This is a genomic window from Nocardioides alkalitolerans (genome assembly GCA_038184435.1).
GTDB classification, from domain to species: domain Bacteria; phylum Actinomycetota; class Actinomycetes; order Propionibacteriales; family Nocardioidaceae; genus Nocardioides; species Nocardioides alkalitolerans_A.
Genome location: CP116227.1, coordinates 843,700 through 870,145, shown reverse-complemented (window position 1 = coordinate 870,145; position 26,446 = coordinate 843,700). Strand labels below are relative to the sequence as shown.

Below are 26,446 nucleotides of genomic sequence, written 5' to 3'. Positions count from 1 at the left end.
CCCATCATGCACGAGGAGCACACGTCGGCGGAGGTGACGGGCATTATGGCCGCATGAGTGCTCCCGCTGCCCCCTCCCGCCCGGGCCCCCGTCCCGTCGCCCTGGTCACCGGCGGCACCGCCGGCATCGGCGCGGGCTACGCCCACCGGCTCGCCGCCCGCGGGTTCGACCTGGTCCTCGTCGCCCGCGACGAGGACCGGCTCGCCGACGTCGCGGCGGACCTGCGCACGCAGCACGGGGTCGACGTCGAGACCCTCGCCGCCGACCTCGTCGACCGCGCCGACCTCGACCGCGTCGCTGCGCGGCTGGCGGACCCCGAGCGCCCCGTCGAGTGGCTCGTCAACAACGCCGGCTTCGGCCTGAAGGGGCGGTTCCTCGACAACGACCTCGAGGCCGAGCAGGCCATGCTCGACGTGCTCGTCACGGCCGTCCTGCGGCTCACCCACGCGGCGCTGGGCCCCATGGTGGAGCGCGGCTCGGGCACGGTCGTCAACGTCTCGAGCGTCGCCGCGTTCCTCCCCCGGGGCACGTACGGCGCGGCGAAGGCCTGGGTGAACCGCTTCGGCCTCTGGGCGGCGCAGGAGTACGGGCCGTCGGGCGTGCGCATCACCACCGTGTGCCCGGGGTTCGTGCGCACCGAGTTCCACGGGCGGATGGGGGTCGAGCAGACGTCGGCCCCGAAGGCGCTGTGGCTCGAGGTGGACGACGTCGTCGACGCCACGTTCGACGCGGTGCAGTCGGGACGGGCGCTCGTGGTGCCCTCGAAGCGCTACCGGGTGCTGGTCGGGGCGGCGCGCCTCGTGCCGTCCGGCCTGCTGCAGCGCGCGCAGCGGCTCGGGCGGCAGTAGGTCCTCCTCGTGTAACGCGGTGTCCGTGCTACTGCACACGTGGTCGACCGCGGGTGAAGTAGCACGGACACCGCGTTACACCGGCGAGCGGGGCCAGATCATCGCCGGCACGTCGCGTCCGGCGGCGCGGGCCGAGGCGGCCGCGGCGTCGAGCAGGCGCTCGAGCTCCTCGGGCGCCGTCAGGTTGCAGCCCAGGTCGTGGTCGACCTTCCCGCGGCCGTGGTAGTCGCTCGATCCCGTCACGACCAGCCCCAGGGACCGGGCGATCTCGCGGAGCTCGGCGCGGGAGGCGCGGTCGTGGTCCTGGTGGTCGACCTCGATGCCGACGAGCCCGAGGTCCGCGAGGTGGGCCAGGCCGTCGTGGTCGAGGACGCCGGGGTCGTGGCGGCCCCACGGGTGGGCCACGACGCCGACCCCGCCGGCGGCGCGGAGCGCGGCCAGCATCGTCTCCAGGTCGCCCGCGGCGCGGCTGGCGTAGGCGACGCGACCGGGGCTCAGGTAGCGGTCGAAGGCCTCGCCCCGCGACGCGACGTAGCCCTTCGCCACCAGGGCGTCCGCCACGTGGGGGCGTCCGACGGCCGCGGTGGGGCCGGCGAGGCGCCGTACCCCCTCGACGGTCACGTCGAGACCGAGGTCCCGGAGCCGCGCGACCATCGCCGGGACCCGCGCGTCGCGGCCGTCGAGCACCGCCCGCAGCTCGCCGAGGAGGCCGGGGTGGGTCGGGTCGGGCAGGTAGCCGAGCAGGTGCACCCCCCGACCGCGGAAGCGGGTGCTGATCTCCATGCCGCGGACCAGGCCGATGCCCGCCGCCTCCGCGGCGGCGACCGCCTCGTCCCAGCCCACGCTGGTGTCGTGGTCGGTGATCGCCACGACGTCGAGACCAGCGGCCACGGCCGCGCGCACGAGCTCCGACGGGGTGTCGGTGCCGTCGCTCATGCAGGTGTGGGCGTGCAGGTCGATGCGCACGGGGGCGACTCTAGGCCGCCGCGTCACCAGACCGGGCGCTCGCCCCCGAAGGGCAGCTCCACCAGCGGCGGGCCCACCCCCGACAGGTCCTGGAGGATCCAGTCGTCGCGGAGCAGGAGGATCGCCGAGGCGGGCCGCAGCACCAGCCAGAGCCAGCGCCCCTCGGCCTCCCCCGCCACCACGGAGCGGTCGAAGCGGTCGTCGGCCCCGCTGGTCGAGACGGTCCACAGGGGCACGGTCTGCTGCCCGATCCGCACCCGCACGTCGGGCGTGCCCCGGCCGACGTCGTCGCCCGGGTCGGGCCCGGTCGTCCCGGCGCAGCGGGCGCCCAGGCCGATCCCGGGCTCCTCGGCGACCACCATCACCTCGACCGGGCCGTCGAGCGCGCTGACCCCGCTCGCGCAGGTCAGCGTGGCCCCGGGACGGGGGGCCTCCCCCTCGTCCGCGATCTCGACGAGCGCGAAGTCGCTGACGTGCCAGGCCGGGCCGAGGGGCCACGGCAGGTAGGTGGGGAACCCCGGGGTACGACGCAGGTGGTGGGCGAACGCGTCGTACGAGACCTCCGGCGGGCGCAGCAACGGCGGCGTCGGACCGTGGACGTCACACGCCCACGTGCCCTCCCACTCGGTGACCGGCGACGTGCACCGGGGGCATCCCGCGACGAGCATGGGGCCTACCGTGCGGGTCCGGCCCGCGAGGCGTCAAGCGTTCCAGCGGCGCAGCACGCGCTGCTCGCGCTCGTGGCCCAGCTCGGTGAGGCGGGCGGTGTCGAGACGGAAGAGACGGCCGTCGGCGACGTCCAGCCCGAGCCAGCGGGCGGTCAGCGCCCGGAGCAGGTGGCCGTGGGCGACGAGCAGCACCTCGGGACCCAGCCCCTCGCCCGGCACGTCGCCGCCCCGCTCCTCGGCGACCCGCTCGAGCGTCGCGACGGCGTCCGCGATGACCGCGTCGCAGCGGGCCGCCACCTCGGCGGCGGTCTCGCCACCCGGGACGGGGCCGTCCCAGATCGTCCACCCGGGCCGCTCCTCGCGGATCTCGACGGTGCGGCGGCCCTCGAGCTCGCCGTAGGACCACTCCACGAGGCGGTCGTCGACCTCGGCGTCGGCGAAGCCGATCAGCTCGGCGGTGCGGCGCGCGCGGAGCCGCGGGCTCACGCGGGCGGCCACGATGTCGAGCGCCGCGAGCCGGGGCGCGAGGCTGCGCGCCTGCTCCTCGCCGGTCGCGGTCAACGGCAGGTCGGTGACGGAGGTGTGCTTGCCCTCCCGGCTCCACGCGGTCTCACCGTGACGCACCAGAACGAGGCCCATGGGGAGCAGTGAACACCCCCGGCGCCCGGAGCGCGCACCCCGCCCGTCAGGGGGACCCGGCAGGATGGACCCCATGCTCTCGGGAGACACGACCACGCCCCGCCGCATCGCGGACACCTACGTCGCGGACCTGGCGGTCCTCGACCCGCTCGTCAGCAGCAGCCTCGGGCTGCGCGAGCACGAGGACGGGTTGCCCGACCTCTCGCCCGACGGTGCGGCGGCCCAGGCCGACCTGGCTCGCCGCACGCTCGGGCTCCTCGACCGGTGCGACGCCGGCGGCGCCGTCGGGCTCGACGACCCGGTGGAGCGCCGGTGCGCCGCGCTGCTGCGCGACCGGCTGGGCGTCGCGGTCGAGGCGCACGACCGGGGCGAGCACCTGCGCACGGTGCGCAACATCTTCGGACCACCGCAGGCCGTGCGGAGCTCCTTCTCGCTCATGCCGACGGCCACGGACGACGACTGGGCGGCGATCGCGCGCCGACTGGCGCGGGTTCCCGCGGCGTACTCCAGCTGGACCGCGTCGCTCGACGAGGGACGGGGGCGCGGGCTCCTCGCCGCGGAGCGCCAGGTGGCGACCGTGGTGGGGCAGCTCGACTCCTGGCTCGACGTCGGGGGGCGCTCCTGGTTCCACGACCTCGTGGCGGACGGACCTGCCCCGCTGCGCGCGGACCTCGAGCGGGGCGCCGACGCCGCCGCGGCGGGGGTCGCCTCGCTGCGGGCGTTCCTCGTCGACACCTACCTGCCGGCGACGGTCGGCGTGCCCGACGCGGTCGGCGAGGACCGCTACCTCTTCTCGACCCGACAGGTCGCCGGGGCGACGATCGACCCGGCCGAGACCTACGCGTGGGGCTGGGAGGAGTTCCGGCGCATCGACGCCGAGATCCGCGCGCTCGCCGACGAGCTCGTGCCCGGCGCCGGCCCCGTCGCGGCCATGCGGCACCTCGACGAGCACGGCGCGGCCGTTGAGGGCGTCGAGGAGGTGCGCGTCTGGCTGCAGCAGATGATGGACCGGGCCATCGACGACCTCGACGGCACCCACTTCGACATCGCGCCGCCCCTGCGACGCGTCGAGGCGATGATCGCGCCCCCGGGCAGCGCCGCCGCGCCGTACTACACGCGCCCCTCGCTCGGCTTCGCCCGCCCGGGACGCACGTGGCTGCCGACGCTGGGACGCACGCGGTTCCCGGTCTACGACCTGGTGAGCACCTGGTACCACGAGGGCGTCCCCGGTCACCACCTGCAGCTGGCCCAGTGGGTGCACCGCGCGGACGAGCTGTCGACCTTCCAGGTCTCCGTGGGGTCCACCAGCGGGGCCACGGAGGGCTGGGCGCTCTACGCGGAGCGCCTCATGGACGAGCTCGGCTTCCTCGGCCCCGAGGAGCGGATCGGCTACCTGGACGCGCAGCTCATGCGCGCCGTCCGGGTCGTCATCGACCTCGGCATGCACCTCGGGCTCCGCGCCCCGGCCGACTCGCCCGTCGCGCCCGGGGAGGTCTGGACGCCCGACACCGCCCGGGCGTTCTTCAACGCCCACACGGGACGCTCGGCCGACTTCGTCGACTCCGAGATCGTGCGCTACCTCGGGTGGCCCGGTCAGGCCATCAGCTACAAGATCGGCGAGCGCGCGTGGCTCGCCGGCCGGGCGACGGCGCGCGCCCGCCACGGCGAGGCGTTCGACCTCAAGGCGTGGCACATGGCGGCGCTCGGCCTCGGCGCGCTCGGGCTCGACGACCTCGAGACGGAGCTCGGCGCGCTCTGAGGCGGCCGGGCGGTCGCCTCAGGAGTTGACAACTTTCCCCGGTCGACCGGGGAAAGTGCCGCTTCGACCATCAAATTTGATGGTCAAAGTGGTCGGTTCCCCGGTCGACCGGGGAACCGACCGCCCCCCTCACCCCCAGCGCACCGGTACGCCGTGGGGCGCGGCGGTGCCGAGGTCCCGCTCGTCGCGCCCGGTGCCCCAGGCCGCCCGCAGCGTCACCGTGAACGGGCGCTCCCCGCCCCGGCGCCGCGGCTCGAGCGCCAGGTGCACGAACGGGGCCTCCGGCGTGGCCGCGTCGAGGAGGTGGGTGATCCGCTCCTCGACCCGCGCGCCGGTGCGCGCGGGGAGGTACTGCCACGTCACGGCGTGCCACAGCACCGTGGTCGTGCCGTCGGTGAGCTCGATGCCGTCGGCGAGGTCGGCGGCGTCCGCCGCCTCGACCGTCGCCGGCACCGCGGCCGCGAGGGCCAGCGCCGCACGGAGCCGCTCCCAGCGCTCCGGCTGGTCGGGCCAGGTGTACGCCGCGAGCGTGGTGCGTCCCGCGGTCGTCGTCGGGTCCACCGGGGCGAGGTCGCACCCCCGGCGCAGCACGACCTCGAGCCCGGGCCAGGCACGCAACCCGTCGAGCCGCCCCGTCCACGCGTCCTCGAGCACGACCGCGGCGTCGGCCGGACCCGCGGCCAACCCGGCGGGGCCCGTGCAGCGGACGTGGTCGGGGCGCAGCAGCAGACCGCCGCTGGCCCCGATCTCGTGCAGGCGCAGCGGCAGGCGACAGGCGTCGGGCAGGTGCAGCAGTCCACCGAGGAGCGCGGCGACGCGGCCGACCTCGTTGGTCTGCGGGGGCAGGTCGAGCCCGGCGCGCACCGCCCCCGGCTGCGTCGCGAGCAGGTCCCGGAACGCCGCCCACCCAGCCTCGTCCACCCAGGTCCCGCCGACGGACGGGTAGAACGTCGCGAGCAGCCCCGCCCGCCGCTCGAGCACGAGCCGGTGGACGGCGCCCAGCAGGCGCAGGGCGAGGGCGTCCGGACCGCGGAGGTGGCCGTGGTCGGCGAGCACGTCCGCCACCACACCGCCCGCGTCCAGGTCGTCGGCGAGGCGGGCGCAGAGCGCGGCGTACATCGGCGAGCCGAGCGCGGCGCACGCCTCGCCCTGCTGCCGGAACGCCTCGGACGGCATCATCGGGCCGGGTCCGCGCGTCAGCGCGGCACGAACGCCCAGTAGTCGAGGTCGAGCAGCACGCCGTCCGCGTGCTTGCCGTCCTCGCCGCGGAGCGTCATCGACTCGTCGCGGCCCTTCGTGGCGACGAGGCGCAGACGCAGCGCGCCCACGCCGGGCGCCGACGTCTCGGCCTTGTCGAGCACCTCCGACCAGGCGTAGACGGTGTCGCCCGCGAAGGCGGGGGCCGTGTGGGCGCCGGCGTTGATGGCCGCGACGAGCTGGGCGTTGGCGAGGCCGTTGAACGACAGGGCGCGGGCCAGCGAGATGACGTGACCGCCGTACACCAGCCGCCGGCCGTCCGGACGCGCCTCGGTGTTGAAGTGCACCTTCGCGGTGTTCTGCCACAGCCGCGTGGCCATCATGTGCTCGGCCTCGGTCAGCGTGACGCCGTCGACGTGGTCGATGCGCTCGCCGACCTCGTAGTCGTCCCAGCGGTGCGGCTCGCCCGCGGCCGCGGTGTCGTAGTCGGTGAAGTCCAGGCCGGCGGGCACGACGAGGTCGCTGGCCGCGACGTACGGCGCCAGCTCGGGCACCACGGTCTCCGGGGCGGGCGAGCCGTGGTCGCGCTTGTGCACCATCACCCAGCGGGCCCAGTCGAGCGCGACGTTCCCGTCCTGGTCGGTGGCGGTGGAGCGCACGTAGACGACGCCGCTGCGGCCGTTGGAGTTCTGCTTGAGGCCGATCACCTCCGAGCGCGTCCGCAGCGTGTCTCCGGGGTGCACCGGCCGGTGGAAGCGGCACTCGGCGTACCCCAGGTTGGCGACCGCGTTGAGGGAGACGTCGGGGACGGTCTTGCCGAAGGCCACGTGGAAGGCGATGAGCTCCTCGACGGGGTGGCGCTCGAGGCCCACGGAGGCGGCGAAGGCGGCCGAGGACGGCAGCGCGAAGCGGGTGGGGTAGATCGCGCCGTACAGCGCGCGGTCGCCCTCGGTGATCGTGCGGGGCGTGGCGTGCTCGAGCACCTGCCCGACGTGGAAGTCCTCGAAGAAGTTGCCAGGGTTGGTCTTCGCCATGCGGGTCATCATGACGGACCGCGCCCCCTGTGGACCACGAGGGGCGGGACCGTCGGTGCCGTGGTCCATCATGGGACGACGGCCCGGTCGAGGGCGGGCCGGGGAGGAGCAGGGAGCGCGTGGCGAGGTATCCGCAGGTCGGCGAGGCGTTCGGGCCCTACGAGGTGACCGGCGTGATCGGCCAGGGCGGCATGGGCGTCGTGTTCGCCGCGCGCCAGCGCGGTCTCGACCGCACGGTGGCCCTCAAGGTCCTCGCCCCCCACCTGGCGCGGCAGGAGGACTACCGCGGGCGCTTCATCCGCGAGGCCGGCGCGCTCGCGCGCCTCGACTCCCCCCACGTCATCCACGTCTACGACCACGGCGAGATCGAGGGCTGCCTCTACCTGGCGACGCAGTACGTCGCGGGGGGCGACCTCGGCCGGCTCCTCGGCAGCCACGGCGCGCTGCCCACGCGCGCCGCGCTCACGATCGCGGCCCAGGTCGCCGAGGCGCTCGACGACGCGCACCGGGTGGGGATCGTCCACCGCGACGTGAAGCCGTCCAACATCCTGCTCCGTGCCGGCGGGTCCGAGCCGTTCTCCTACCTCTGCGACTTCGGCATCGCGCAGGAGGAGCGCGCGGACGTGACCGCGACCGGGGCCGTCGCGGGCACGGTCGCCTATCTCGCGCCCGAGCGGTGCCGCGGCGAGGACGCGACCCCGGCGACGGACGTCTACGCCCTGGGCTGCGTGCTCGTCGCGGCGCTGACCGGCCACGCGCCCTACCGCGGCAGCGACGTCGAGGTCGGCGTGCAGCACCTCCAGGCGCCCGTGCCTCAGCTGCCCGGGAGCGACCACGGCACCGCCGCGCTCAACCAGGTGCTGCGCCGCGCCCTCGCGAAGGACCCTGCCGACCGCCACCCGAGCGCCGCCGCGCTCCGCGACGACCTCCGCCACACGCTCGACGTCACCGCCCAGCGCGACGCGAGCCTGAGGGTGCCCGCCCGGCCGGTGCCGGGACCGCCCGGCTCCCCCGGGCCGGGAACCGGCACCGGCGGCTGGGCCGCCGGGACCGGGCCGGGAACGAGCACCGGCCTGCCGCCCGGCGGGGGGCGGCCGCCGGCGCGCCGCTCGCGGGCCCTCCCCTGGGTCGCCGCCGGGCTCGTCGGCGTCGTGCTCATCGCGGCCACCGCCGTCGGCGCCCTCGTGATGACGCGCGACGACACGACGGACGAGAGCAGCGGCGACGGCTCGTCGACATCCACGGAGCCGACGGAGTCCGGCGAGTCCGAGGAGGCCGGCGAGTCCGAGGGGGCCGGGGAGTCCGAGGACCCGACCTCCGCGGCGACGCCGGACGAGCCCGCCGGGGGCAGCGCGTCGGGCACGACCTTCCCCGCCGCCGCGACCGCGACCCCGGCGAGCGGCGAGGTCGTCACGACCGACGCCTTCACCTACCGGGCGCTCGAGGGCTGGGAGCCCTACGACCACCGGTCCTCCTCCATCACGTCGGCGATGGTGGCCACGGTGCCGACACGCGGGTTCAGCCACAACATCAACACCGTCGAGGAGCCCGTGCCCGCCAGCACGACGCTCAACCAGGTCGGCATCGGGATGATGACCAGCCTGCAGCAGCTCGGCGCCGAGGACATCGAGGCCCACGGCATCTACGCGCTCGACGGCGTCGACGCCGTCTACCAGTCGGCCACCCTCCTCGCGGCCGGCGACGTGCCCTACCGCGTCCACCAGTTCGTGGCCCTCAAGGACGGGATGGCACACACCCTGACCTTCAGCCAGTCGGTCGACACGCCCGAGGACGAGGCCGCCGCGGAGATCGGGTCCATCCTCGCCACGTTCGCCTGGCGCTGACCGGGCACCGCCGCCGATCCCGCGGGTCCCACCGCGTTTCTGGGCGTGTCCCGGGTGGGATAGGTTCGTTCGGCACTGCAAGGACCCGCAGGCCGCGGAGCAGCATCGAGTCGGTGAGGAGGCCGCGTGGCGAAGTTCCCCCAGGTGGGTGACGATTTCGGCGCCTACCGGATCACCGGCCAGATCGGTCAGGGCGGCATGGGCGTGGTGTACGCCGCGGAGCAGTCCGGCCTCGGCCGCACGGTGGCCCTCAAGGTGCTGTCGCCGCAGTACGCCGCGCAGGACGACTACCACGAGCGCTTCGTGCGCGAGGCGGCCACGCTGGCGCGCCTGGACTCGGTGCACGTCATCCACATCTACGACCACGGCGAGCAGGACGGCTGCCTCTACATCGCGATGCAGAACGTCCGCGGAGGCGACCTCGGCCAGGCCATCAAGGCCCAGGGCGGGCTCCCGGTGCGCGATGCCGCGACCGTGGTCGCCCAGACGGCGGGCGCCCTCCACGACGCCCACACGGCCGGTGTCATCCACCGCGACGTGAAGCCGAGCAACGTGCTGCTGCGCGACGCGAGCGACGACCTCCACGCCTACCTCTGCGACTTCGGCATCGCGCAGGGCGACCAGCCCGGGCTCACGGTGGCGGGCTCCGTCGCCGGCACGATGGGCTACATGGCGCCCGAGCGGTGCCGCGGCGAGGCCGCCTCGCCTGCCAGCGACATCTACGCCCTCGGGTGCGTGCTCTGGACGACCCTCGCCGGGCGTCCCCCGTTCGCCGGCACCGACGTCGAGGTCGGTCTCGCGCACCTCAACGAGCCGGTGCCGCAGTTCCAGGAGACCGACCCGCTGGCCCGCATGATCAACGCCGTGCTGCGTCGCTCGATGGCGAAGGACCCCGCCGCCCGCTACCCCGACGCCGCCGCGATGCGCCGCGACCTGCGCGCCGTCGCGGACCGGGCCCGCACGCGGGACGAGCTCCGCCTGGTCCCCGACCGCGGCGAGCGCGGCGGGATCGCCGGGTCGTCGGGCACCGGGGGGTCCCACCCCTCGTCGCCGTCGTCGTCGGGCCACAGCTCCGGGTCGAGCCCGCACCGCCGGACGCCCCCGCCGTACCGCGGTGACGCCGCCTCGGCCGGCTCGAGCGCCGGCCTTCCTGCCCGCCCCGGCGCGCCACGACCCGGAGGGGCGCGGAAGGCGCCCCCGCCGTACGCGCCACCCGGAGGCGGGAACAGCCGGGGGTCCAGCCCCTCGAACCCGGCGCACTCGAACCCGGCGCACTCGAACCCGGCGCACTCGAACCCGGCGCACTCGAACCCGGCGCACTCGAACCCGGCACGCCCGCACCCCGGTGGTGGACCGTCGCGCGGCTCCAGCGCGTCCAACCCCGCGACCCCGCTGCCGCGGCCCGCGCCGCGGCCGGGTGGTTCGAGCCCCTCGAACCCGTCGACCCCGTCCCGCCCGGTCGGTCCGCCGCCCCTCGTGGGCGCGGCCCCGCGACCGAACCGACCCGCGTCGTCCGGTGGGCCGTCGGGCCAGGCGATCGCCGCGCTGGCAGTCGCGGCGGCGGCGGTCCTGGTGCTGCTGATCGTGGTGCTGCTGACCGTCTGACCGCCTGGCGTCCGGTCCCGCCGCGGAGCGGTAGCGTTGGCCCGTGAGCTCCCCGACCCCGCGTGTGTACGCCGCCCGCCTGCTCGGACTGCCGGTCTTCGACCCGCAGGGCGAACAGGTGGGCAAGGTGCGCGACCTCGTCGTGGTGCTTCGCAGCGACGGCGGCGCGCCGCGGGTCGTGGGCCTCGTCACCGAGGTGTTCGGTCGCCGCCGCGTGTTCCTCCCGATGACCCGCGTGCTGGCCATCGAGACCGACCACGTCGCGACGACCGGGCTGCTCAACGTGCGCCGCTTCGAGCAGCGCCCGACCGAGATCCTCGTGATCGCGCAGATGCTCGACAGCCGCGTGACGTTGCGGCACACCGACGTGACGGGCGTGGTCTTCGACATCGCGGTCGAGCAGGGCCGCACCCGCGACTGGTTCGTCAGCCGCGTGGCGGTGCAGGAGGCTGCCCGCGGCTTCCGTCGGCGCGGCCAGACCCACGTGGTGGAGTGGGGCGAGGTCGAGGGCCTCGGCCGGAAGGACGAGGCGCAGGGCGCCACCCAGCTGCTCGCGGCCCTCGCCGAGATGCGTCCTGCCGACGCCGCCCGCATGGTGCACGAGCTCCCCGACGAGCGGCGGCGCTCCGTCGTGCTCGCCCTCGACGACGAGCGGCTGGCCGAGCTCCTCGAGGAGATGCCCGAGGAGGACCAGGTCGAGATCGTCGAGCAGCTGGGCTCCGAGCGGGCCGCCGACGTGCTCGAGGAGATGTCGCCGGACGACGCCGCCGACCTCATCGCCGACCTCCCGGCCGACACCGCGGCCCAGGTGCTGTCCCTCATGGAGCCGGAGGAGGCCGCCGACGTGCGGCGCATGATGGCCTACGCCGAGGAGACGGCCGGCGGCATGATGACGCCCGAGCCGGTGATCCTCTCCCCCGACGCCACCGTCGCCGACGCGCTGGCCCACGTGCGCAACGAGGACATCACCCCGTCGCTGGCGGCCCTCGTGTTCGTGTGCCGGCCGCCGCTCGAGACCCCCACGGGCCGGCTGCTCGGCGCCGCCCACATCCAACGGCTGCTCCGCGAGCCTCCCTCGAGCCTCGCGGCGACGGCGATCGACAAGTCGCTCGACCCGCTCCGCCCGGACGCCACGATGGACGAGGTGGCGGCGCACCTCGCGACGTACAACCTCGTCGCCGCGCCGGTGACCGACGACCAGGGCCGCCTGCTCGGGGCCGTCACCGTCGACGACCTGCTCGACCACCTGCTGCCCGAGGACTGGCGCGAGCGCGCCGCCGAGCGCGCCGAGCGACGGGAGGCCGGAGCATGAGCCAGCGCGACCGCGCCCGCCTCGACACCCCGCGCGACCCGCGCCGCTCGTTCGTGCGGCGTCGGCGGAACGTCGACTCCGACTCGTTCGGCAGCTTCGCCGAGGACTTCGCGCGCTTCATGGGGACCGCGAAGTTCCTGGCCTACATGACGTTGTTCGTCACGGTGTGGGTGCTGTGGAACGTCGTGACGCCCACGAGCTGGCGCTTCGACCCGTTCCCCTACATCTTCCTCACGCTGATGCTGAGCCTGCAGGCCTCGTACGCCGCGCCGCTCATCCTGCTCGCCCAGAACCGCCAGGAGAACCGCGACAAGGTCGTGGCCGAGCAGGACCGACGCGCGAACGCCCGGGCCCACGCGGACATGGAGTTCCTCGCGCGCGAGGTCGCCTCGCTGCGGATGGCCGTCGGCGAGGTCGCGACGCGGGACTTCCTGCGCAGCGAGCTCCGCGGCCTCCTCGCCGAGCTGGAGGAGGCGCGCGAGGAGCGCGACAGCGGCAGCAGCCGCGACGCGCGGGGCGACCGGGACGCGAGGGACGACCACGCCGCTCGGCGTGCACCCGGCGACGGTTAGGCTGGCGTCCATGAGTGGCACCCCCACGGGCACGCCGAGCGTCGAGCAGGTCACGGCCGCGCTCGCCCGCGTGAACGACCCCGAGATCAAGCGACCGATCACCGAGCTCGGCATGGTGGACGACGTCGCGGTGTCCCCCGACGGGGCCGTGCACGTCAAGGTCCTCCTGACGGTGGCGGGCTGCCCCCTCAAGGACACCATCAACCGCGACGTGACGGCGGCCGTCGGCGGCCTCACCGGCGTCACCTCGGTCGACATCGAGCTCGGCGTGATGAACGCCGAGCAGCGGCAGGGCCTGCAGGAGACCCTCCGCGGGGGGCAGGCGCAGCGCGAGATCCCCTTCGCGCAGCCGGGTTCGTTGACGCGGGTCTTCGCCATCGCCAGCGGCAAGGGCGGCGTCGGCAAGTCGTCGGTGACCGTGAACCTGGCGCTCGCCATGGCCCAGCAGGGCCTCAAGGTGGGCATCGTCGACGCCGACATCTACGGACACTCGGTCCCCGCGATGCTGGGCGTGGCGGACGCGCGCCCCACCCAGGTCGACGACCTGATCATGCCCGTCCCGACGCCGTCGGGCGTCTCCGTGATCTCGATCGGCATGCTCAAGCCCCGCCGCGACCAGGTGGTCGCCTGGCGCGGGCCCATGCTCGACCGGGCGCTCGTGCAGATGCTCTCCGACGTCTACTGGGGCGACCTCGACGCGCTCCTCCTCGACCTCCCCCCGGGCACCGGCGACATCGCGATCTCGCTGGGCCAGCACCTGCCGAACGCCGAGGTCGTCGTCGTGACGACCCCGCAGGAGGCGGCTGCGGAGGTCGCCGAGCGCGCCGGCACGATGGCGTCGATGATGCACCAGCGGGTGGTCGGCGTCGTCGAGAACATGAGCTACTTCGTCAGCCCCGACTCCGGCGAGAAGCTCGAGATCTTCGGCAGCGGCGGCGGCGACCGCGTGGCGGCGACGCTCTCGCAGCGGTTCGGGTACGACGTGCGCGTGCTCGGCCGGATCCCGCTCGACCCGTCGCTGCGCGAGGGCGGGGACGCGGGCAAGCCCATCGTGGAGTCCGACCCGACGACACCCGCGGCGCAGCAGCTGCTCGCGATCGCCCAGGGACTGACGGGGCGCGGCCGCGGGCTCGCGGGCATGCAGCTCGGGCTCACGCCGACCGCGAAGTTCTGACGTGTTCGGCATCGGCCTGCCCGAGCTCGCGGTCATCGGGCTCGTCGCGATGATGGTGCTCGGACCCGAGCGCCTCCCGCAGGTGGCGAAGCAGGCCGGTCAGATGGTGCGTCAGCTGCGCGGGTTCGCGCGGACCGCCCGGGACGACCTCCGCTCGGAGCTCGGCCCGGAGTACGCCGACCTCGAGCTGCGCGACCTCGACCCCCGCACCATCGTGCGCAAGCACATCATGGAGGCGCTGGCCGAGGACGAGATGGACAAGCCGGCGCGCGACGGCCAGCGACCGCTCGCTGCGGGCGAGGTCCCGCCGTACGACGCCGACGCGACCTAGACCTCGGCCTGGGCCTCGACCCGACCCGACCTAGACCGCGGCCGCGACGCCGCTGCGGACGGCCGCGACCGCCGACGTCGCGACCAGCACCGTCCGGCGCTCCCGCCCACCCCGTCCGCCCCGCACGGCGACCTCGACGAAGTCGGCCCCCACGCGCCGCACGACGCACTCGTGCCGCGCGCCGCTGCGCTGGTGCAGCACGCACTCGGTCTCGGCGTCCGCGAGGCGGCGGAGCGCGGCGCCCAGGCCCAGTCGCTGGACCGGTGACCACGTGACCTCCGGGCGCGAGCGCTCCGAGGCGCCCCGGACGGTCTCGACGGCAGCGAGAGCGATCACCCAGTCCGCGGCCGCCGCCCGGACGAGGCACCAGCCGTCACCCGTGCGGGCGACGACGCCCCGCACCGTGCCGACGCCCTGCACGTCGAACGCCACCTCGCTGTCCACCGACGCCACGATGCGGCTGGCCAGCGTCACGGCGCGGTACTCCGCACGGCTCCGGTCCCCCACCTCGAGGACGCGCTCCCGGTCGTAGGCCGCCGTCGCCTCCTGCTCGAGCTCGTCGAACAGGGCGAAGAGACGCGCATCCGAGGTCACGGGGCGAGCCTGCCAGGCACCGCCACCTGTGGACAACCCTTTGACGACGAGAGCGAGCGCGCGTTGAATGACGCAAACGCACGCAAACGCAAAGGTCTCGGGATGTCCTCTACCGTCGGCGTTGCGCGATGGCGGGTGACCGTCGTTGCGCTGCTCGCCTCCCTGCTCCTCGTCAGCGCGGTCGCGCTCGCCCTACCGGGCGTCGCACCGGTCGTCGACCCGCTCCTGTCCGGGAGCGGCACGCCCGCGACGTACGACGCCCTCCTCGTCGCCCTGGCGTCGACGGCGCTCCTCGTGGCGGCGCCCTGGTGCTGGGTGCTCGTGGTGCTCGTCTGCATCGACGCCCTCCGCGGCGCGGAGCGGCGCCGGCGCGGCTGCCCGGTCGTGCTCCGCCGCGGGGTGCTGCTCGCCCTGGGCGTGACGACCGCGGTGGCCCTGGCCCAGCCCGCGACAGCCGGGACCGCGCCGGCGGCGGACCCCTCCACGACGGGTGAGACCGCCGTCGGGACGGCAGGCGCCGTGGGCGCCCTCGCCGGCGGGCGGGCCGCCTCGCCCACGGCCGAGCTGCTCGACGGCCTGCCGCTGCCCGACCGCCCCGACGGCCTCGTCCCCGCGGTGGGACCGGCGACGGCCGCCGACGCCGGGACCGGGCCCGGGCCCGGGCCCGCGGGCGACGAGGACCTCCCCCACCACGTGGTCGTCACCGGCGACGACCTCTGGTCGATCGCAGCGGCCCACCTCCCGCCCGCTGCGGACGACACCGCCGCGCTCGAGGCGACGCTGGCGCTGCACCGCGCGAACGCCGACGTCATCGGGCCCGACCCCGACCTGATCCTTCCCGGCCAGCGCCTCGACCTGGGCGCCCTGTCCCGTCCGAGCGAGTGAGGAGCACCCGATGACCACGACCGACCGCCGCCCGACGTCCCCGACCAGCCCGATCGTCCCGACGAACCCCAGCCACCAGCCCGCCCCGCGCGGCAGCGTGGTGCCGCTCGCGGGCCGGAGGCCGGTCAGCCCGGTCCGCGACGCCGTCCAGGGCACCCTCGCCCTCGACCTCGTCCCCGTGCTCGACCCGCCGGCCCCGGCGCCGCAGCGCACGGGTCCCGCCGTCGCCGGGCCGGGTGCGGACGTGGTGCGGGTCGACCTCCGCCGCCGTCGCCGTCTCGAGAGCTGGGCGCACCGCTACGTGCAGGCGGCCGCCGAGATCGCGGGCGGCGACCGCCCGGCCAGCCAGCTGCTGCGGTGGACGGCCGCACCGGTCCACACCGACCTCACCCGCCGGGGCCACCTCGTGGCCCGGGCCAGCGTCCGCGGCGGGGGCCGGGCCCGCGACGCCGTGCGGCCCCAGGTGCGCAGCGTGCACGCCGGTTTCGTGGCCGACGACGTCGCCGAGGTCAGCGCCCACGTGCGCTATGGCCGGCGGTCCCGAGCCGTCGCGGCCCGCTTCGAGCTGCGGGCGGAGCGGTGGATCTGCACGGCCCTGGAGTTCGCCTGACCGCCGCAGCACCCGACGCGCGTACGACGACGGCCGCTCCCCCGGTGGGGAAGCGGCCGTCGGACGTGCGGAACGGTCAGCCGTTGACGCGGGCCGTCAGCCCGGTCGGGCCGCCGGGCGCGCCGTGGCACCGCTTGTACTTCTTGCCGGAGCCGCACGGGCACAGGTCGTTGCGGCCGGTGTCCGCGTAGGGGTCGTCGGCCTTCGTCACCGCGTCACGGCGGGCGACGACCTCGCCGTCCTCCGACGGACCGGCGTAGGTCAGGCCCTGCGGCTGCCGCACCGGCTCGAGGCCCTTGGCCCGGATGACGGGCTTCTTGTCGAGGTCGACAGCCGCGCCGTCCCCGTCGGACCCGTCCGCACCGTCGGCCTCGAGCGCGACGTCACCCTCGACGACCTCGCCCGCCGGCTCCTCCTCCACCTGGACCTCCAGGTTGAACAGGTAACCGACCGCCTCCTCCTTGATGGCGTCCATCATGGTGCCGAACATGTCGAAGCCCTCGCGCTGGTACTCGACCAGCGGGTCGCGCTGCGAGTACGAGCGCAGGCCGATGCCCTCGCGCAGGTAGTCCATCTCGTAGAGGTGCTCGCGCCACTTGCGGTCGAGCACCGTCAGCACCACGCGCCGCTCCAGCTCGCGCAGCACCTCCGAGCCCACCTCGGCCTCACGACGGTCGTACGCCGCGAGGGCGTCCTTCGCGAGGTCGGCGGCCAGCTCGTTGCGCGACAGGCCCGCCTTGGAGCCGCCGGCCTTCTCGATCTGGTCGTCGATCTCGAGGCTCACCGGGTAGAGCTGGCGCAGCGCGCCCCACAGGGCGTGCAGGTCCCAGTCCTCCGGGTACTCCTGCGTCGCCGACAGCACGTACGACGTCACGACGTCCTCGATGAAGCCCCGCACCTGCGTCGAGAGGTCCTCCCCCTCGAGCACCTGACGCCGCTCGCGGTAGATGACCTCGCGCTGGCGGCTCATCACGTCGTCGTACTTGAGGACGTTCTTGCGCGACTCGAAGTTCTGCGCCTCGACCTGGCCCTGCGCGTTCGCGATCGTCTTGGTGACGCGCTTCGCCTCGATCGGGACGTCGTCGGGGACCCGCATCACGGTCATGACGCGGTCGACCCACTCGGCCTTGAAGAGCCGCATGAGCTCGTCCTCGAGCGACAGGTAGAACCGCGACTCGCCGGGGTCGCCCTGGCGGCCGGAGCGACCGCGGAGCTGGTTGTCGATGCGGCGGGACTCGTGGCGCTCGGTGCCGATGACGTAGAGGCCGCCGAGCTCGCGGACCTCGTCGTGCTCGTCCTCGACCTGCTTCTTGATGCGCTCGAGGGTCGAGGGCCACGCGGCCTCGTACTCCTCCGGCGTGTCGACCGGGTCGAGCCCCTTCTTGCGGAGCTCGGCGTCGGCGAGGAACTCGACCGAGCCGCCGAGCATGATGTCGGTGCCGCGGCCCGCCATGTTGGTCGCCACCGTGACGGCGCCCTTGTGACCGGCCTGCGCGACGATTTTCGCCTCGTCGCTGTGGTACTTCGCGTTGAGGACCGTGTGCGGGATGTTCTTCTTCTTGAGCAGCGAGGACAGGAGCTCGGACTTCTCGACCGACACCGTGCCCACGAGGATGGGCTGGCCCTTGCGGTGCCGCTCCTCGATGTCCGCGACGACGGCCTCGTACTTGGCCTTCTCGGTGCGGTAGACCAGGTCGGGCTGGTCGATGCGCTGCGGCGGCTTGTTGGTGCGGATCGGCACGACGCCCAGCTCGTAGATCTTGTCGAACTCCGCGGCCTCGGTCATGGCCGTTCCGGTCATGCCGGAGAGCTTGTCGTACTGCCGGAAGTAGTTCTGCAGCGTGATGGTGGCGAGCGTCTGGTACTCCTCGCGGACCTTCACGCCCTCCTTCGCCTCGATCGACTGGTGGAGGCCGTCGTTGTAACGGCGCCCCGACAGCATGCGGCCCGTGTGCTCGTCGACGATGAGGACCTCGTCGTTCTGCACGACGTACTCCTTGTCGCGGCGGAACAGCTCCTTGGCCTTGATCGAGTTGTTGAGGAAGGAGATGAGCGGCGTGTTCGCCGACTCGTACAGGTTCTCGATGCCGAGGTGGTCCTCGACCTTCGTGATGCCCGGCTCGAGCACCGAGATGGTGCGCTTCTTCTCGTCGACCTCGTAGTCCACGTCGCGCTCGAGCTTCTGCACGATGCGCGCGAACTCGCCGTACCAGCGCACCTCCTCCTGCGTGGGGCCGGAGATGATGAGCGGCGTGCGGGCCTCGTCGACCAGGATCGAGTCGACCTCGTCGACGATCGCGTAGTTGTGGCCGCGCTGCACGCAGTCGGACACCGACGTCGCCATGTTGTCGCGCAGGTAGTCGAACCCGAGCTCGTTGTTGGTCGCGTAGGTGATGTCGCAGTTGTAGGCCGCGCGCCGGGCCTCGGGACGCATCGACGGCAGGATCACGCCGGTCGTCAGGCCGAGGAAGTGGTGCACCCGGCCCATCCACTCCGCGTGGTACTTCGCGAGGTAGTCGTTGACCGTGACGACGTGGACGCCCTTGCCGGACAGCGCGTTGAGGTAGGTCGGGAGGGTCGCGACGAGGGTCTTGCCCTCACCGGTCTTCATCTCCGCGATGTTGCCCATGTGCAGCGCCGCGCCGCCCATGATCTGCACGTCGTAGTGACGCTGCCCGATCACGCGCTTCGCGGCCTCACGGACGACGGCGAACGCCTCCGGCAGCAGGTCGTCGAGGGTCTCGCCCTCCTCGAGCCGCTTCTTGAACTCGGCCGTCTGGCCCTGCAGCTCCTCGTCGGTCATCGCGACGTAGTCGTCCTCGATGGCGTTGACGGCGGACGCGATCGCCTCGAGCTGGCGGATGATCTTGCCCTCGCCGGCTCGGAGCAGCTTGTCGATGATCCCCACGGATCGAACTCCTGTGGCTAGTTCAGTGTGCGGTGCTTCGCAGTGCAGGCGTCGCAGGGGCGCGACGGACGCGCTCGCCATGCTACCCACGCGACGAGGCTGCCGCGTGCACCCCTCCCGCGAGGTCAGGCCACGGAGGCGATCTCGGCCGCCAGCGCGGGCGCGAGGTCCCCGTGCGGCGCGACGTCGACGTCGTCCAGGGCGAGCCAGCCCGCCAGCCGGCGCAGCTCCGCGGCGAGCTCGGCCGCCGTCGCCGGCGGCGCGTCGGCCTCGGCGAACGCTCCCAGCACCTCGAGGCGGCGGCCGCGTCGGTCGGCCCGCAGGTCGACCCGCCCGACGAGCCGGTCGCCCAGGAGGAACGGGAGCACGTAGTAGCCGTGCACCCGCTGGTGCGCCGGGGTGTAGATCTCGATGCGGTAGTGGAAGCCGAAGAGCGCCTCGGCGCGGGGCCGGAACCAGACGACCGGGTCGAACGGGCTGAGCAGGGCGCGGGCGTCGATGCGCCGGGGTCGCGCGGCGTCCCGGTGCAGGTACGTCGCGGCCGGCCACCCGCGCACCACCACCGGCTCCAGCTCGCCCGCCTCGACGAGCTCCTGCACCGCAACCGCCGCCGTCCGCTGGCCGATCCGGTAGTAGTCCGCCAGGCAGGCGACCGTCGCCACGCCGTGGCTGCGGGCCGCCATGGCGACCAGGGCGCGGACCGCGTCGGCCCGCTCCGGCACGGGGGCGGCGAGCACCTCGGGCGGCAGCACGCGCTCCGGGAGGTCGTAGCGGCGCTCGAAGGCCGCGTTGCGCCCGGCGACGGCGAGGTCGCCGGTCCGCATCATCATCTCCAACGCCTGCTTCGCGGCAGACCAGTTCCAGCCCCAGTGGTCGCGCCGACGGGGGCGGCCGTCGTCGAGCTCGCGGGCCGTCACCGGGCCCTCCGCGGCGACGCGCCGCCGCACCTCCGCGACGAGGGCCGGGTCCTCGACGCCGATGCCGCTCGCGGCGTACCGCTCCCGCCAGGCGTCGCGCCGGAGCTGCTGCAACGGCCAGTGCTCCACCGGCAGGTACGCCGCCTCGTGCGCCCAGGACTCCACGATGCGGCGCGGACGCCCGGTCGTCGCTCGCTCCAGCAGCCCGGTGTCGTAGGGGCCCATGCGGGAGTAGAGCGGCATGTAGTGCGCCCGCTGGAGGACGCTCACCGAGTCGATCTGCAGCACGCGGGTGCGTCGCAGCGTCCGGTCGAACGTGCGCATCGTCGGGCTGGCGTGGGGCGGGTCGGCGAACCCCTGCGCGGCGAGCGCGATCCGGCGCGCCTGCGCGAGGGTGATCGTGGGACCGGCCGGGGCCGCGGGGCTCACGGTACGTCGAGCAGCTTCTCGCGCACCGCGTACATGACGGCCTCCATGCGCGAGTGCAGCTGGAGCTTCTCCAGGATGTTGCGCATGTGGTTCTTCACCGTGTTGTCGGTGATGCCGAGCCGGTGACCGACCTCGCGGTTGTTGATGCCCGTCGCGACGAGGCGGAGCACCTGCAGCTCGCGCTCGGTCAGCTTCAGCGACGGGCCGGGCGTCTTCTCGGCCCGCGACATGTGCTTGAACTCGTCGATGAGCTTGACCGCCATCGACGGGCTGATCAGCGACTGGCCGTCGGAGACGACCCGCACGGCCTGCGCGACCTCGTCGATGGAGGAGTCCTTCAGCAGGTAGCCCGACGCGCCGCTCTTCACGGCCTCGTAGAGGTCACCCTCCTCGTCGGAGACGGTGAGCATGATGATCTTGGTCGCGGGGACCGCGTCCTTGATCGCCTTGCACGCCGCGATCCCGGAGCCCTTCGGCATCCGGACGTCGAGGAGCACGACGTCGGGCGCGGTCGTCGACGCGAGCCGGAGACCGGCCTCGCCGTCGCCCGCCTCGCCGACGACCTCGATGCCCTCCTCGATCCCGAGCAGCATGGTGAGCCCGCGGCGGAACAGCTCCTGGTCGTCGACGACGATCACGCGCACCGGCTCGGTGCCCGAGGTGCCGTCGGTGGCGGCGGGAGGGGGCGTCACGGAGGCCATCATGACATGCCGTGACGCCTCCCCCGCCGGTCTCTCAGGCCTCGGCGCGGCCCGCCAGCACGCCGGCGCCGGCGCCGGCGACCTCTCCGTCGACGCCCTCCAGGGCGCCGTCGAGGTCGAGCGCGATCACGCCGTAGTCGTAGCCCCGCCGTCGGTAGACGACCGACGGGCGGTCGTTCGCCTTGTCGACGAACAGGTAGAAGTCGTGGCCGACCAGCTCCATCTCGTAGAGCGCCTGGTCGAGCGTCATGGGCTCGGCGGGGTGCACCTTCTCGCGCACGACCAGCGGGCCGTCACCCTCGACCTCGATGCCCCCGACCTGGCGCCGCTGGGGCGCGCCGTCCGCAGGAGCGTCGCCCAGGTCGTCCGCCGCCCGCTCCTCGACCACCCCGGTGCCGGCGAGCGCCTGGGCGACGGAGGTCGGGACGTGGCGGCCGCGGTGGATGCGGCGGCGGTCGGCGGCCCGGCGCATCTGCGCGGCCATCCGGTCCAGCGCGACGTCGAGAGCGCCCATCTTGTGGTCGGCGCACGCCTCCGCCCGGACCACCGGTCCCTTGGAGAACGCGGTGAGCTGCACCTTCATGCACCGGTCGGCCTGACGGGGGTTCTTCTCCTCCGAGACCTCCACCTGCACCCTGATGATGCGGTGATCGTGCTTCTCCAGTCGAGCCAGCTTCTCCTCGACGTGGGACCTGAAGCCCTCCGACACCTCGACATGCCGTCCGGTGACCACGATCTCCATGCGAACCTCCCTGGTGGTTGGTGTGTCAGGTGCGGGGGCGACCGCCCTGCAGCCGCGCGCACGGGCCACCCACGGTGGCTCGCGTCCCGCCGGTGGATGGAGCCCGCCCGGCCGACCTGGTCTTCGTCCCCACAGTCGCCTGCTGAGGTGTTCGCAGCTTCTCCGCCACTACCGACCTTCTCCCGCCGGACGTCGCATCTGACGACGAGGGCGAGGCAGGACTTACGTCTAAGCCGCACCGTGATCGTCCGGCACCGGCGGACCGGGCCGGACTTACGTGGGCCGTTTCGCCTGCGACTGGCATCGGCTTGCCGCACCGCCGTGACCGCACCCCTGACGGGGCTCGGCGCGTCGGTGCGACGCAACCACGGACCCGGACGGACTCCATGCGACGACGTTAGTCGCCCCTCTCCACGCGGGGAAGGGAACGCGCCTGGGAATCCACTGAAGTCCTCGTCCCCCGTCCACCTCGCCGTGGCGTGGACGTCACCGTCGCGGCGAGGAGCGGTGGTACGCCGCTGCTCGCCAGCGCACGCGCCGCCTCGACCAGCGTCGCCCCGGTGGTCACCACGTCGTCGCACAGCACCACGGCGCCCCGTCCGTGCCGGGCCGCCGCAGCGCGCAGCAGGTGCGCCGGGCACCGCATCGTGCCCACCAGGTTGACGGCACGGCCCGCCGCGTCGAGGTCGCCCTGGTCGAGCGCCCGCCCCGAGCGGAGCAGGTCGACGCGGACCGCGTCGTACCCCTGCGCCCTCAGGGTGCGGGCGGCCCGCGCGACGACCGCACCCGTCGCGTCGTGCCCCCGGCTCCGCACCGTGCCGGGCCGCGACGGCACGGCGCAGAGGAGCAGGCGACCACCCGGCGGCCCGACGCCGGCGGCCACCGCCGCGGCGAGCAGCCGGCCGAGCGGGGCGCGCAGGCCCCAGCGACCCCGCTCCTTGTGCCCGATCACCAGGGCCCGGGCCAGGTCGGCGTGGGGGGCGCCCGCCCACGTCGGCACCAGGCCGGCGGGCCACGGGTCGACGACCGCGGGCGCGCCCCGGTCCGGCAGCGTGGCCGCACAGAGCGCACACACCAGACGGCCGGGGCGGGCGCACCCGACGCACGCGCTGCCGGTCACGAGGTCGGTCGCCGCGTCCACGAACCAGCCGGTGCCCACGACACCGATCCCACCGCACCCGGCCCGGCGACGTCCGGGGCGATCACGCGCCGGTGGAGACGTCCGTCCCGACGCGGGGCTGGGGACGACGAGCGGGCCGGCGGGGCCAGCCGGGGGCCAGCCGGGGGCCAGCCGGGACTCAGCCGGGATAGGTGAGACCGGCGACGCGTGCGTCGGACGCGACGAGGCGGGCTCCGTCGTACTCCTCGACGAGCTGCGGCCCGACGAGGAGCAGCTGCGTGCCCGGGGAGGTGGACGTCACGAGCCGCTCGGCCTCGCTCATGAGGAGCGTCGTGCCGTCGTCCGCGCCCGGGGAGCCGTCGACGGGCACGCGCTGCAGCTGCACCAGCGTGTCGTCGATGCGGGCGAGCACGACGACCTCCGTCGCCGAGCGCCAGCCGACGTCGAGCACCGTGAGGCCCGCGGCGTCGACCGCGAGGTCCTGGGCCGGCTCGACGACGTCCGCGACGCCGCCCCGCTCGTCGTAGCGCACCCGCGACACGACCACCCGCTGCGCTCCCGGCACACCGACCACGGCGACGAGCCGCGACCCGTCGCGCGAGACCGTGAGGGACGTGATGCGCTGCCCGACCAGGTCGGGCGCGTCGAGCGAGGTGACCGTGCCGGAGCTGACGACGCGCAGCCGCGCCTCGTCGTCCCCGTCGGCGATCCACAGGCGACCGGCGAAGTCCCAGGACATGCGGGCGGTGCCCTCGACCGGGATGCGGGCGGTCGGGGCCGCGGGGTCGTCGAGAGGGACGACCACGACCGACCCGTCCGCCACCTGCGCGGCGACGCGCGTGCCGAAGAGGTCGACGGCCAGGCGCTGCACCCCGGTCCCGAGGAGCTCCTCGGTGCCGGCCACGGGCTCGGTCGCGGTCCCGTCGAGCTCGACGACCTGGTCGCCGTCCAGCCCGTAGAGCGCGGCGTCGGCGCCGGCGACGTCGGGGGTGTAGCGCTGTCCGGCACCGACCGCGAAGTCGGTGCCGCCGTCGGGCACCCGCAGCGCGACGTCGTCGACCAGCACGCGGATCCGCACGATGGACGGCACCTGGCGCAACGTCCACGCCAGCTGGGCGACCATGGGCTCCGTCAGCGCCCCGGGCGCGCCGTCGACGCCGGTCGTCCGGATCGAGGCCAGGCCCGACGACGACACCTCGACCGTCGTGCCGGGCCCCGTCCCGCCGAGGGCGGTGTCGACCACGCCCGTCAGCGTGTCCGGCGGTCCCTCGAGGAGCGCGTTGACGAGCCGCGACGCGAGCTGCTCCCCGCTCGGCACGAAGACCGGCGTGGGCACGAGGATGCGCGACGAGGGGTCGAGGAAGTAGAGGTCCGCCCGCTGGTAGCGCGCCTCCAGCCACGTCAGCGGCACGATCAGGGCGTTGGGCAGGGTGGCGATGCGCCACTCCCCGTCCTCCTGCTGCATGCCGAAGGTGACCGTGCGGTCGGCCCCGCTCGGCTCCCCGACCCACTGCCCCCGGTCGTCGAGGCTCGCGCTGCCCTGGAGGTCGACGCTGACGGTCGTGCCGCTCGTCGGGCGGGACGCGTCCTCGTAGACGATCGTGCGCTGCTCCGGCGACCATGCCTCGGCCGTGGCCTCCGTCAGGAACGACCGCGCCACGCTCGTCTGCAGCGAGGTGGCCCGCATGGCGCCCAGGAAGTGCTGCACGATCTCGTCGGGCGTCTCCCCCGGTGTCGGGCCGGGCGGCACGTAGTCGACCGCCGCGTCGCCGACACCGTCGGGCACGTCGTCGGGGACCGTCACGTCCCCCGAGTCGGGCAGACGCACGCACCCGGCCAGCAGGAGCACGGCCAGCGCCGAGGCGAGCACCGCGGCCAGCAGGGCGCGCAGCGCGGGACGCCGATGCGTACGGCGCGCGTCCGCCCTCACCGGACCGGCTCCGCGTCGGCAGGGAGGAGCGGGATCGGGCTGTGCCGCAGCTGGTCGCCGGAGTGGCGCGGCAGCGTCAACCGGAACTGGGCGCCCCCGCCGGGGGTGCCCCACGCCTGGAGCCAGCCGCCATGGAGGTGGGCGTCCTCCAGCGCGATCGACAGGCCGAGGCCCGTGCCGCCCGACGTGCGGGCGCGTGCCGGGTCGGCCCGCCAGAACCGGTTGAACACCATGGCCGACTCCCCCGGCGCCAGCCCGACGCCGTAGTCCCGCACCGCGATGGCCGCGCTGTGCTCGTCGGCGTCGACGGTGATGACCACGTCGCGCGACTCCGCGTGGTCGATCGCGTTGGTCACCAGGTTGCGCACGATCCGCTCGACGCGCCGCCCGTCCGCCGCGCACACGCAGGGCCGCCCGGGCTCGCGCACGTCGACCTGGACGCCCGAGCCCGCGGCCACGGTCGCGGTCTGGCGGACGACCCTCTCGACCACGTCGCGCAGGTCGACGTCCTCGACCTCGAGGGCGACCGCTCCCGCGTCGTACCGGCTGATCTCGAGGAGCTCGCCGAGGAGCCGCTCGAAGCGGTCGAGCTCGACTTGGAGGAGCTCGGCGGCGCGGGCGGTGGGCGGGTCGAAGTCGGTGCGGGCGTCGTGGAGCATGTCGCCGGCCATGCGCACCGTCGTCAGCGGGGTGCGGAGCTCGTGGGACACGTCGGCCACGAAGCGGCGCTGCACGCGGCTGAGCTCCTCGAGCTGCTGGATCTGGCGCTGGAGGTTGGAGGCCATCTGATTGAACGACGACGCGAGGCGGGCGAGGTCGTCCTGCCCGGACACCCGCAGGCGCTCCTGGAGCCGTCCGGCGGCGAGCCGCTCGGCGACCTTGCGGGCGAGCCGGATCGGGGTGACGACCTGGCGGGCGACGAGGTAGGTGACACCGCCGATGAGCACCACCAGGAGCGCGTCGGCGACGAGCACCGAGCGGGTCACCAGGGCGAGGGTCTCCTGCTCCTGCTCCATGGGGAACAGCAGGTAGAGGGTGTAGGGGCGGCCGTCGGCCGGGAGCTGCACCTGCGTGCCGACCACGATGCCCGGCACCTCGGAGGTGACGCCGTCGTCGGCCGTCCGCAGGCTCGTCCAGGCCCAGGCCAGCTGGGCGCTGCCCGTGAAGTGCTCGCGCAGCGAGCGGGGCACGCTCGTCAGGTCGAGGTCCGGCGAGGAGATGGAGCCGCTCGTCGTCAGGTCGCTGGCCGGGTCGGCGTCGGAGCGCGCGACCAGCACCTCGTAGCCCCGCACCGCGCCGCGCTGGCTCAACGGCGCTGCGACCAGCTCGAGCTGGCTGGCCACGTCGAAGTCGGACCCCCCGACCAGCCGGTCGACCGCCTGCACGGTCTCCGTCTCAGCCTCCGCGGTGGCCGCGCGCACCCGGTCGTCGAGGAGGCCGTCGCGCACCTGCACCACGAGCAGCCAGCTCACGGCGCCCACCACGACCGTCGAGAGCAGCACGGTCGAGACCACGACGCGCGCGGAGACGGAACGGCGCCAGATCGTCAGCGCGCGGCCGACCGCCGCGCCGATCCCGCCCCCGGTCGCCGACCCCGGTGGTCGGGGGGACCGGCGCGGCAGCCGGCGTGCCAGCGGGGCCAGGCGGGGCGTCAGCACGGG

General features: G+C 74.5%; 23 protein-coding genes. 10 read left to right on the top strand and 13 right to left on the bottom strand.

Annotated features, from left to right (window positions below):
* Positions 1-53: 53 nt before the first annotated feature.
* Entirely contained in the window at positions 54-848 is a 795-nt protein-coding gene (locus tag PIR53_04255) for an SDR family NAD(P)-dependent oxidoreductase (GenBank protein WZH53211.1), read from the top strand.
* Positions 849-923: 75 nt separating this feature from the next.
* Here the strand turns inward: PIR53_04255 and PIR53_04250 are convergent, their stop codons facing one another.
* Genes PIR53_04250 through PIR53_04240 form a run of 3 tightly spaced genes read right to left on the bottom strand, consistent with a single transcriptional unit; the run spans position 924 to position 3,121 of the window.
* Positions 924-1,814 carry a PHP domain-containing protein gene (locus tag PIR53_04250; GenBank protein WZH53210.1) on the bottom strand — a complete coding sequence of 297 codons (891 nt, stop codon included), beginning with the start codon at positions 1,812-1,814 and terminating at the stop codon, positions 924-926.
* Positions 1,815-1,837: 23 nt separating this feature from the next.
* Positions 1,838-2,482: a hypothetical protein gene (locus tag PIR53_04245; GenBank protein WZH53209.1), complete on the bottom strand. Its 645-nt coding sequence runs from the start codon at positions 2,480-2,482 to the stop codon at positions 1,838-1,840.
* 33 nt (positions 2,483-2,515) lie between these two features.
* Positions 2,516-3,121, bottom strand: a complete 606-nt coding sequence (locus PIR53_04240) for a histidine phosphatase family protein (protein WZH53208.1) — start codon at positions 3,119-3,121, stop codon at positions 2,516-2,518.
* A 73-nt stretch (positions 3,122-3,194) separates the two neighbouring features.
* Between PIR53_04240 and PIR53_04235 the strand changes: the two genes are divergently transcribed.
* On the top strand, positions 3,195-4,880 hold the full coding sequence (locus PIR53_04235; GenBank protein WZH53207.1) for a DUF885 domain-containing protein: 1,686 nt from the start codon (positions 3,195-3,197) through the stop codon (positions 4,878-4,880).
* A gap of 129 nt (positions 4,881-5,009) precedes the next feature.
* Here the strand turns inward: PIR53_04235 and PIR53_04230 are convergent, their stop codons facing one another.
* Positions 5,010-6,059: a DUF2332 domain-containing protein gene (locus PIR53_04230; GenBank protein ID WZH53206.1), complete on the bottom strand. Its 1,050-nt coding sequence runs from the start codon at positions 6,057-6,059 to the stop codon at positions 5,010-5,012.
* A 17-nt stretch (positions 6,060-6,076) separates the two neighbouring features.
* Positions 6,077-7,111 carry a MaoC family dehydratase gene (locus tag PIR53_04225; GenBank protein WZH53205.1) on the bottom strand — a complete coding sequence of 345 codons (1,035 nt, stop codon included), beginning with the start codon at positions 7,109-7,111 and terminating at the stop codon, positions 6,077-6,079.
* Between the two features lie 119 nt (positions 7,112-7,230).
* Here PIR53_04225 and PIR53_04220 point away from each other — a divergent pair, with 119 nt between their 5' ends.
* From PIR53_04220 to PIR53_04195, 6 genes are all read left to right on the top strand, one after another.
* Positions 7,231-8,955, top strand: coding sequence for a serine/threonine-protein kinase (locus tag PIR53_04220; protein ID WZH53204.1), 1,725 nt, complete (start codon positions 7,231-7,233; stop codon positions 8,953-8,955).
* A 126-nt stretch (positions 8,956-9,081) separates the two neighbouring features.
* Positions 9,082-10,560: a protein kinase gene (locus tag PIR53_04215; GenBank protein ID WZH53203.1), complete on the top strand. Its 1,479-nt coding sequence runs from the start codon at positions 9,082-9,084 to the stop codon at positions 10,558-10,560.
* A 43-nt stretch (positions 10,561-10,603) separates the two neighbouring features.
* Positions 10,604-11,872: a CBS domain-containing protein gene (locus tag PIR53_04210; GenBank protein ID WZH53202.1), complete on the top strand. Its 1,269-nt coding sequence runs from the start codon at positions 10,604-10,606 to the stop codon at positions 11,870-11,872.
* The gene (locus tag PIR53_04205; protein WZH53201.1) at positions 11,869-12,444 is read left to right on the top strand and encodes a DUF1003 domain-containing protein; all 576 of its coding nucleotides are present in this window, start codon (positions 11,869-11,871) and stop codon (positions 12,442-12,444) included. Before PIR53_04210 ends, PIR53_04205 begins: the two co-directional genes overlap by 4 nt.
* A 10-nt stretch (positions 12,445-12,454) precedes the next feature.
* Complete coding sequence (locus PIR53_04200) at positions 12,455-13,618, top strand: P-loop NTPase (GenBank protein ID WZH53200.1); 1,164 nt, start codon at positions 12,455-12,457, stop codon at positions 13,616-13,618.
* Position 13,619: 1 nt separating this feature from the next.
* A complete protein-coding gene (locus PIR53_04195) occupies positions 13,620-13,949 on the top strand; it encodes a sec-independent translocase (protein ID WZH53199.1) in 330 nt (109 codons plus the stop codon).
* Between the two features lie 30 nt (positions 13,950-13,979).
* On the opposite strand, the gene PIR53_04190 is transcribed toward PIR53_04195, so the two are convergent.
* Complete coding sequence (locus PIR53_04190) at positions 13,980-14,543, bottom strand: hypothetical protein (protein ID WZH53198.1); 564 nt, start codon at positions 14,541-14,543, stop codon at positions 13,980-13,982.
* 135 nt (positions 14,544-14,678) lie between these two features.
* Between PIR53_04190 and PIR53_04185 the strand changes: the two genes are divergently transcribed.
* On the top strand, positions 14,679-15,428 hold the full coding sequence (locus PIR53_04185; GenBank protein WZH53197.1) for a LysM domain-containing protein: 750 nt from the start codon (positions 14,679-14,681) through the stop codon (positions 15,426-15,428).
* A 10-nt stretch (positions 15,429-15,438) separates the two neighbouring features.
* Positions 15,439-16,038, top strand: a complete 600-nt coding sequence (locus PIR53_04180) for an Rv3235 family protein (GenBank protein WZH53196.1) — start codon at positions 15,439-15,441, stop codon at positions 16,036-16,038.
* 76 nt (positions 16,039-16,114) lie between these two features.
* Here PIR53_04180 and secA read toward each other — a convergent pair whose 3' ends face one another.
* From secA to mtrB, 7 genes are all read right to left on the bottom strand, one after another.
* Positions 16,115-18,946: a preprotein translocase subunit SecA gene (gene secA / locus PIR53_04175; GenBank protein ID WZH53195.1), complete on the bottom strand. Its 2,832-nt coding sequence runs from the start codon at positions 18,944-18,946 to the stop codon at positions 16,115-16,117.
* A 125-nt stretch (positions 18,947-19,071) separates the two neighbouring features.
* A complete protein-coding gene (locus tag PIR53_04170) occupies positions 19,072-20,292 on the bottom strand; it encodes a winged helix DNA-binding domain-containing protein (protein ID WZH53194.1) in 1,221 nt (406 codons plus the stop codon).
* The gene (locus tag PIR53_04165; protein WZH53193.1) at positions 20,289-20,984 is read right to left on the bottom strand and encodes a response regulator transcription factor; all 696 of its coding nucleotides are present in this window, start codon (positions 20,982-20,984) and stop codon (positions 20,289-20,291) included. The genes PIR53_04170 and PIR53_04165 overlap by 4 nt, the downstream gene beginning before the upstream one ends.
* 43 nt (positions 20,985-21,027) lie before the next feature.
* Positions 21,028-21,735: a ribosome-associated translation inhibitor RaiA gene (gene raiA, locus PIR53_04160; GenBank protein ID WZH53192.1), complete on the bottom strand. Its 708-nt coding sequence runs from the start codon at positions 21,733-21,735 to the stop codon at positions 21,028-21,030.
* A 397-nt stretch (positions 21,736-22,132) separates the two neighbouring features.
* Entirely contained in the window at positions 22,133-22,894 is a 762-nt protein-coding gene (locus PIR53_04155; protein WZH53191.1) for a ComF family protein, read from the bottom strand.
* Positions 22,895-23,033: 139 nt separating this feature from the next.
* Positions 23,034-24,785 (bottom strand): LpqB family beta-propeller domain-containing protein, encoded by a 1,752-nt coding sequence (locus tag PIR53_04150; GenBank protein ID WZH53190.1) that lies wholly within the window; start codon positions 24,783-24,785, stop codon positions 23,034-23,036.
* Complete coding sequence (gene mtrB / locus PIR53_04145) at positions 24,782-26,443, bottom strand: MtrAB system histidine kinase MtrB (protein ID WZH53189.1); 1,662 nt, start codon at positions 26,441-26,443, stop codon at positions 24,782-24,784. Before mtrB ends, PIR53_04150 begins: the two co-directional genes overlap by 4 nt.
* Positions 26,444-26,446 lie beyond the last annotated feature (3 nt).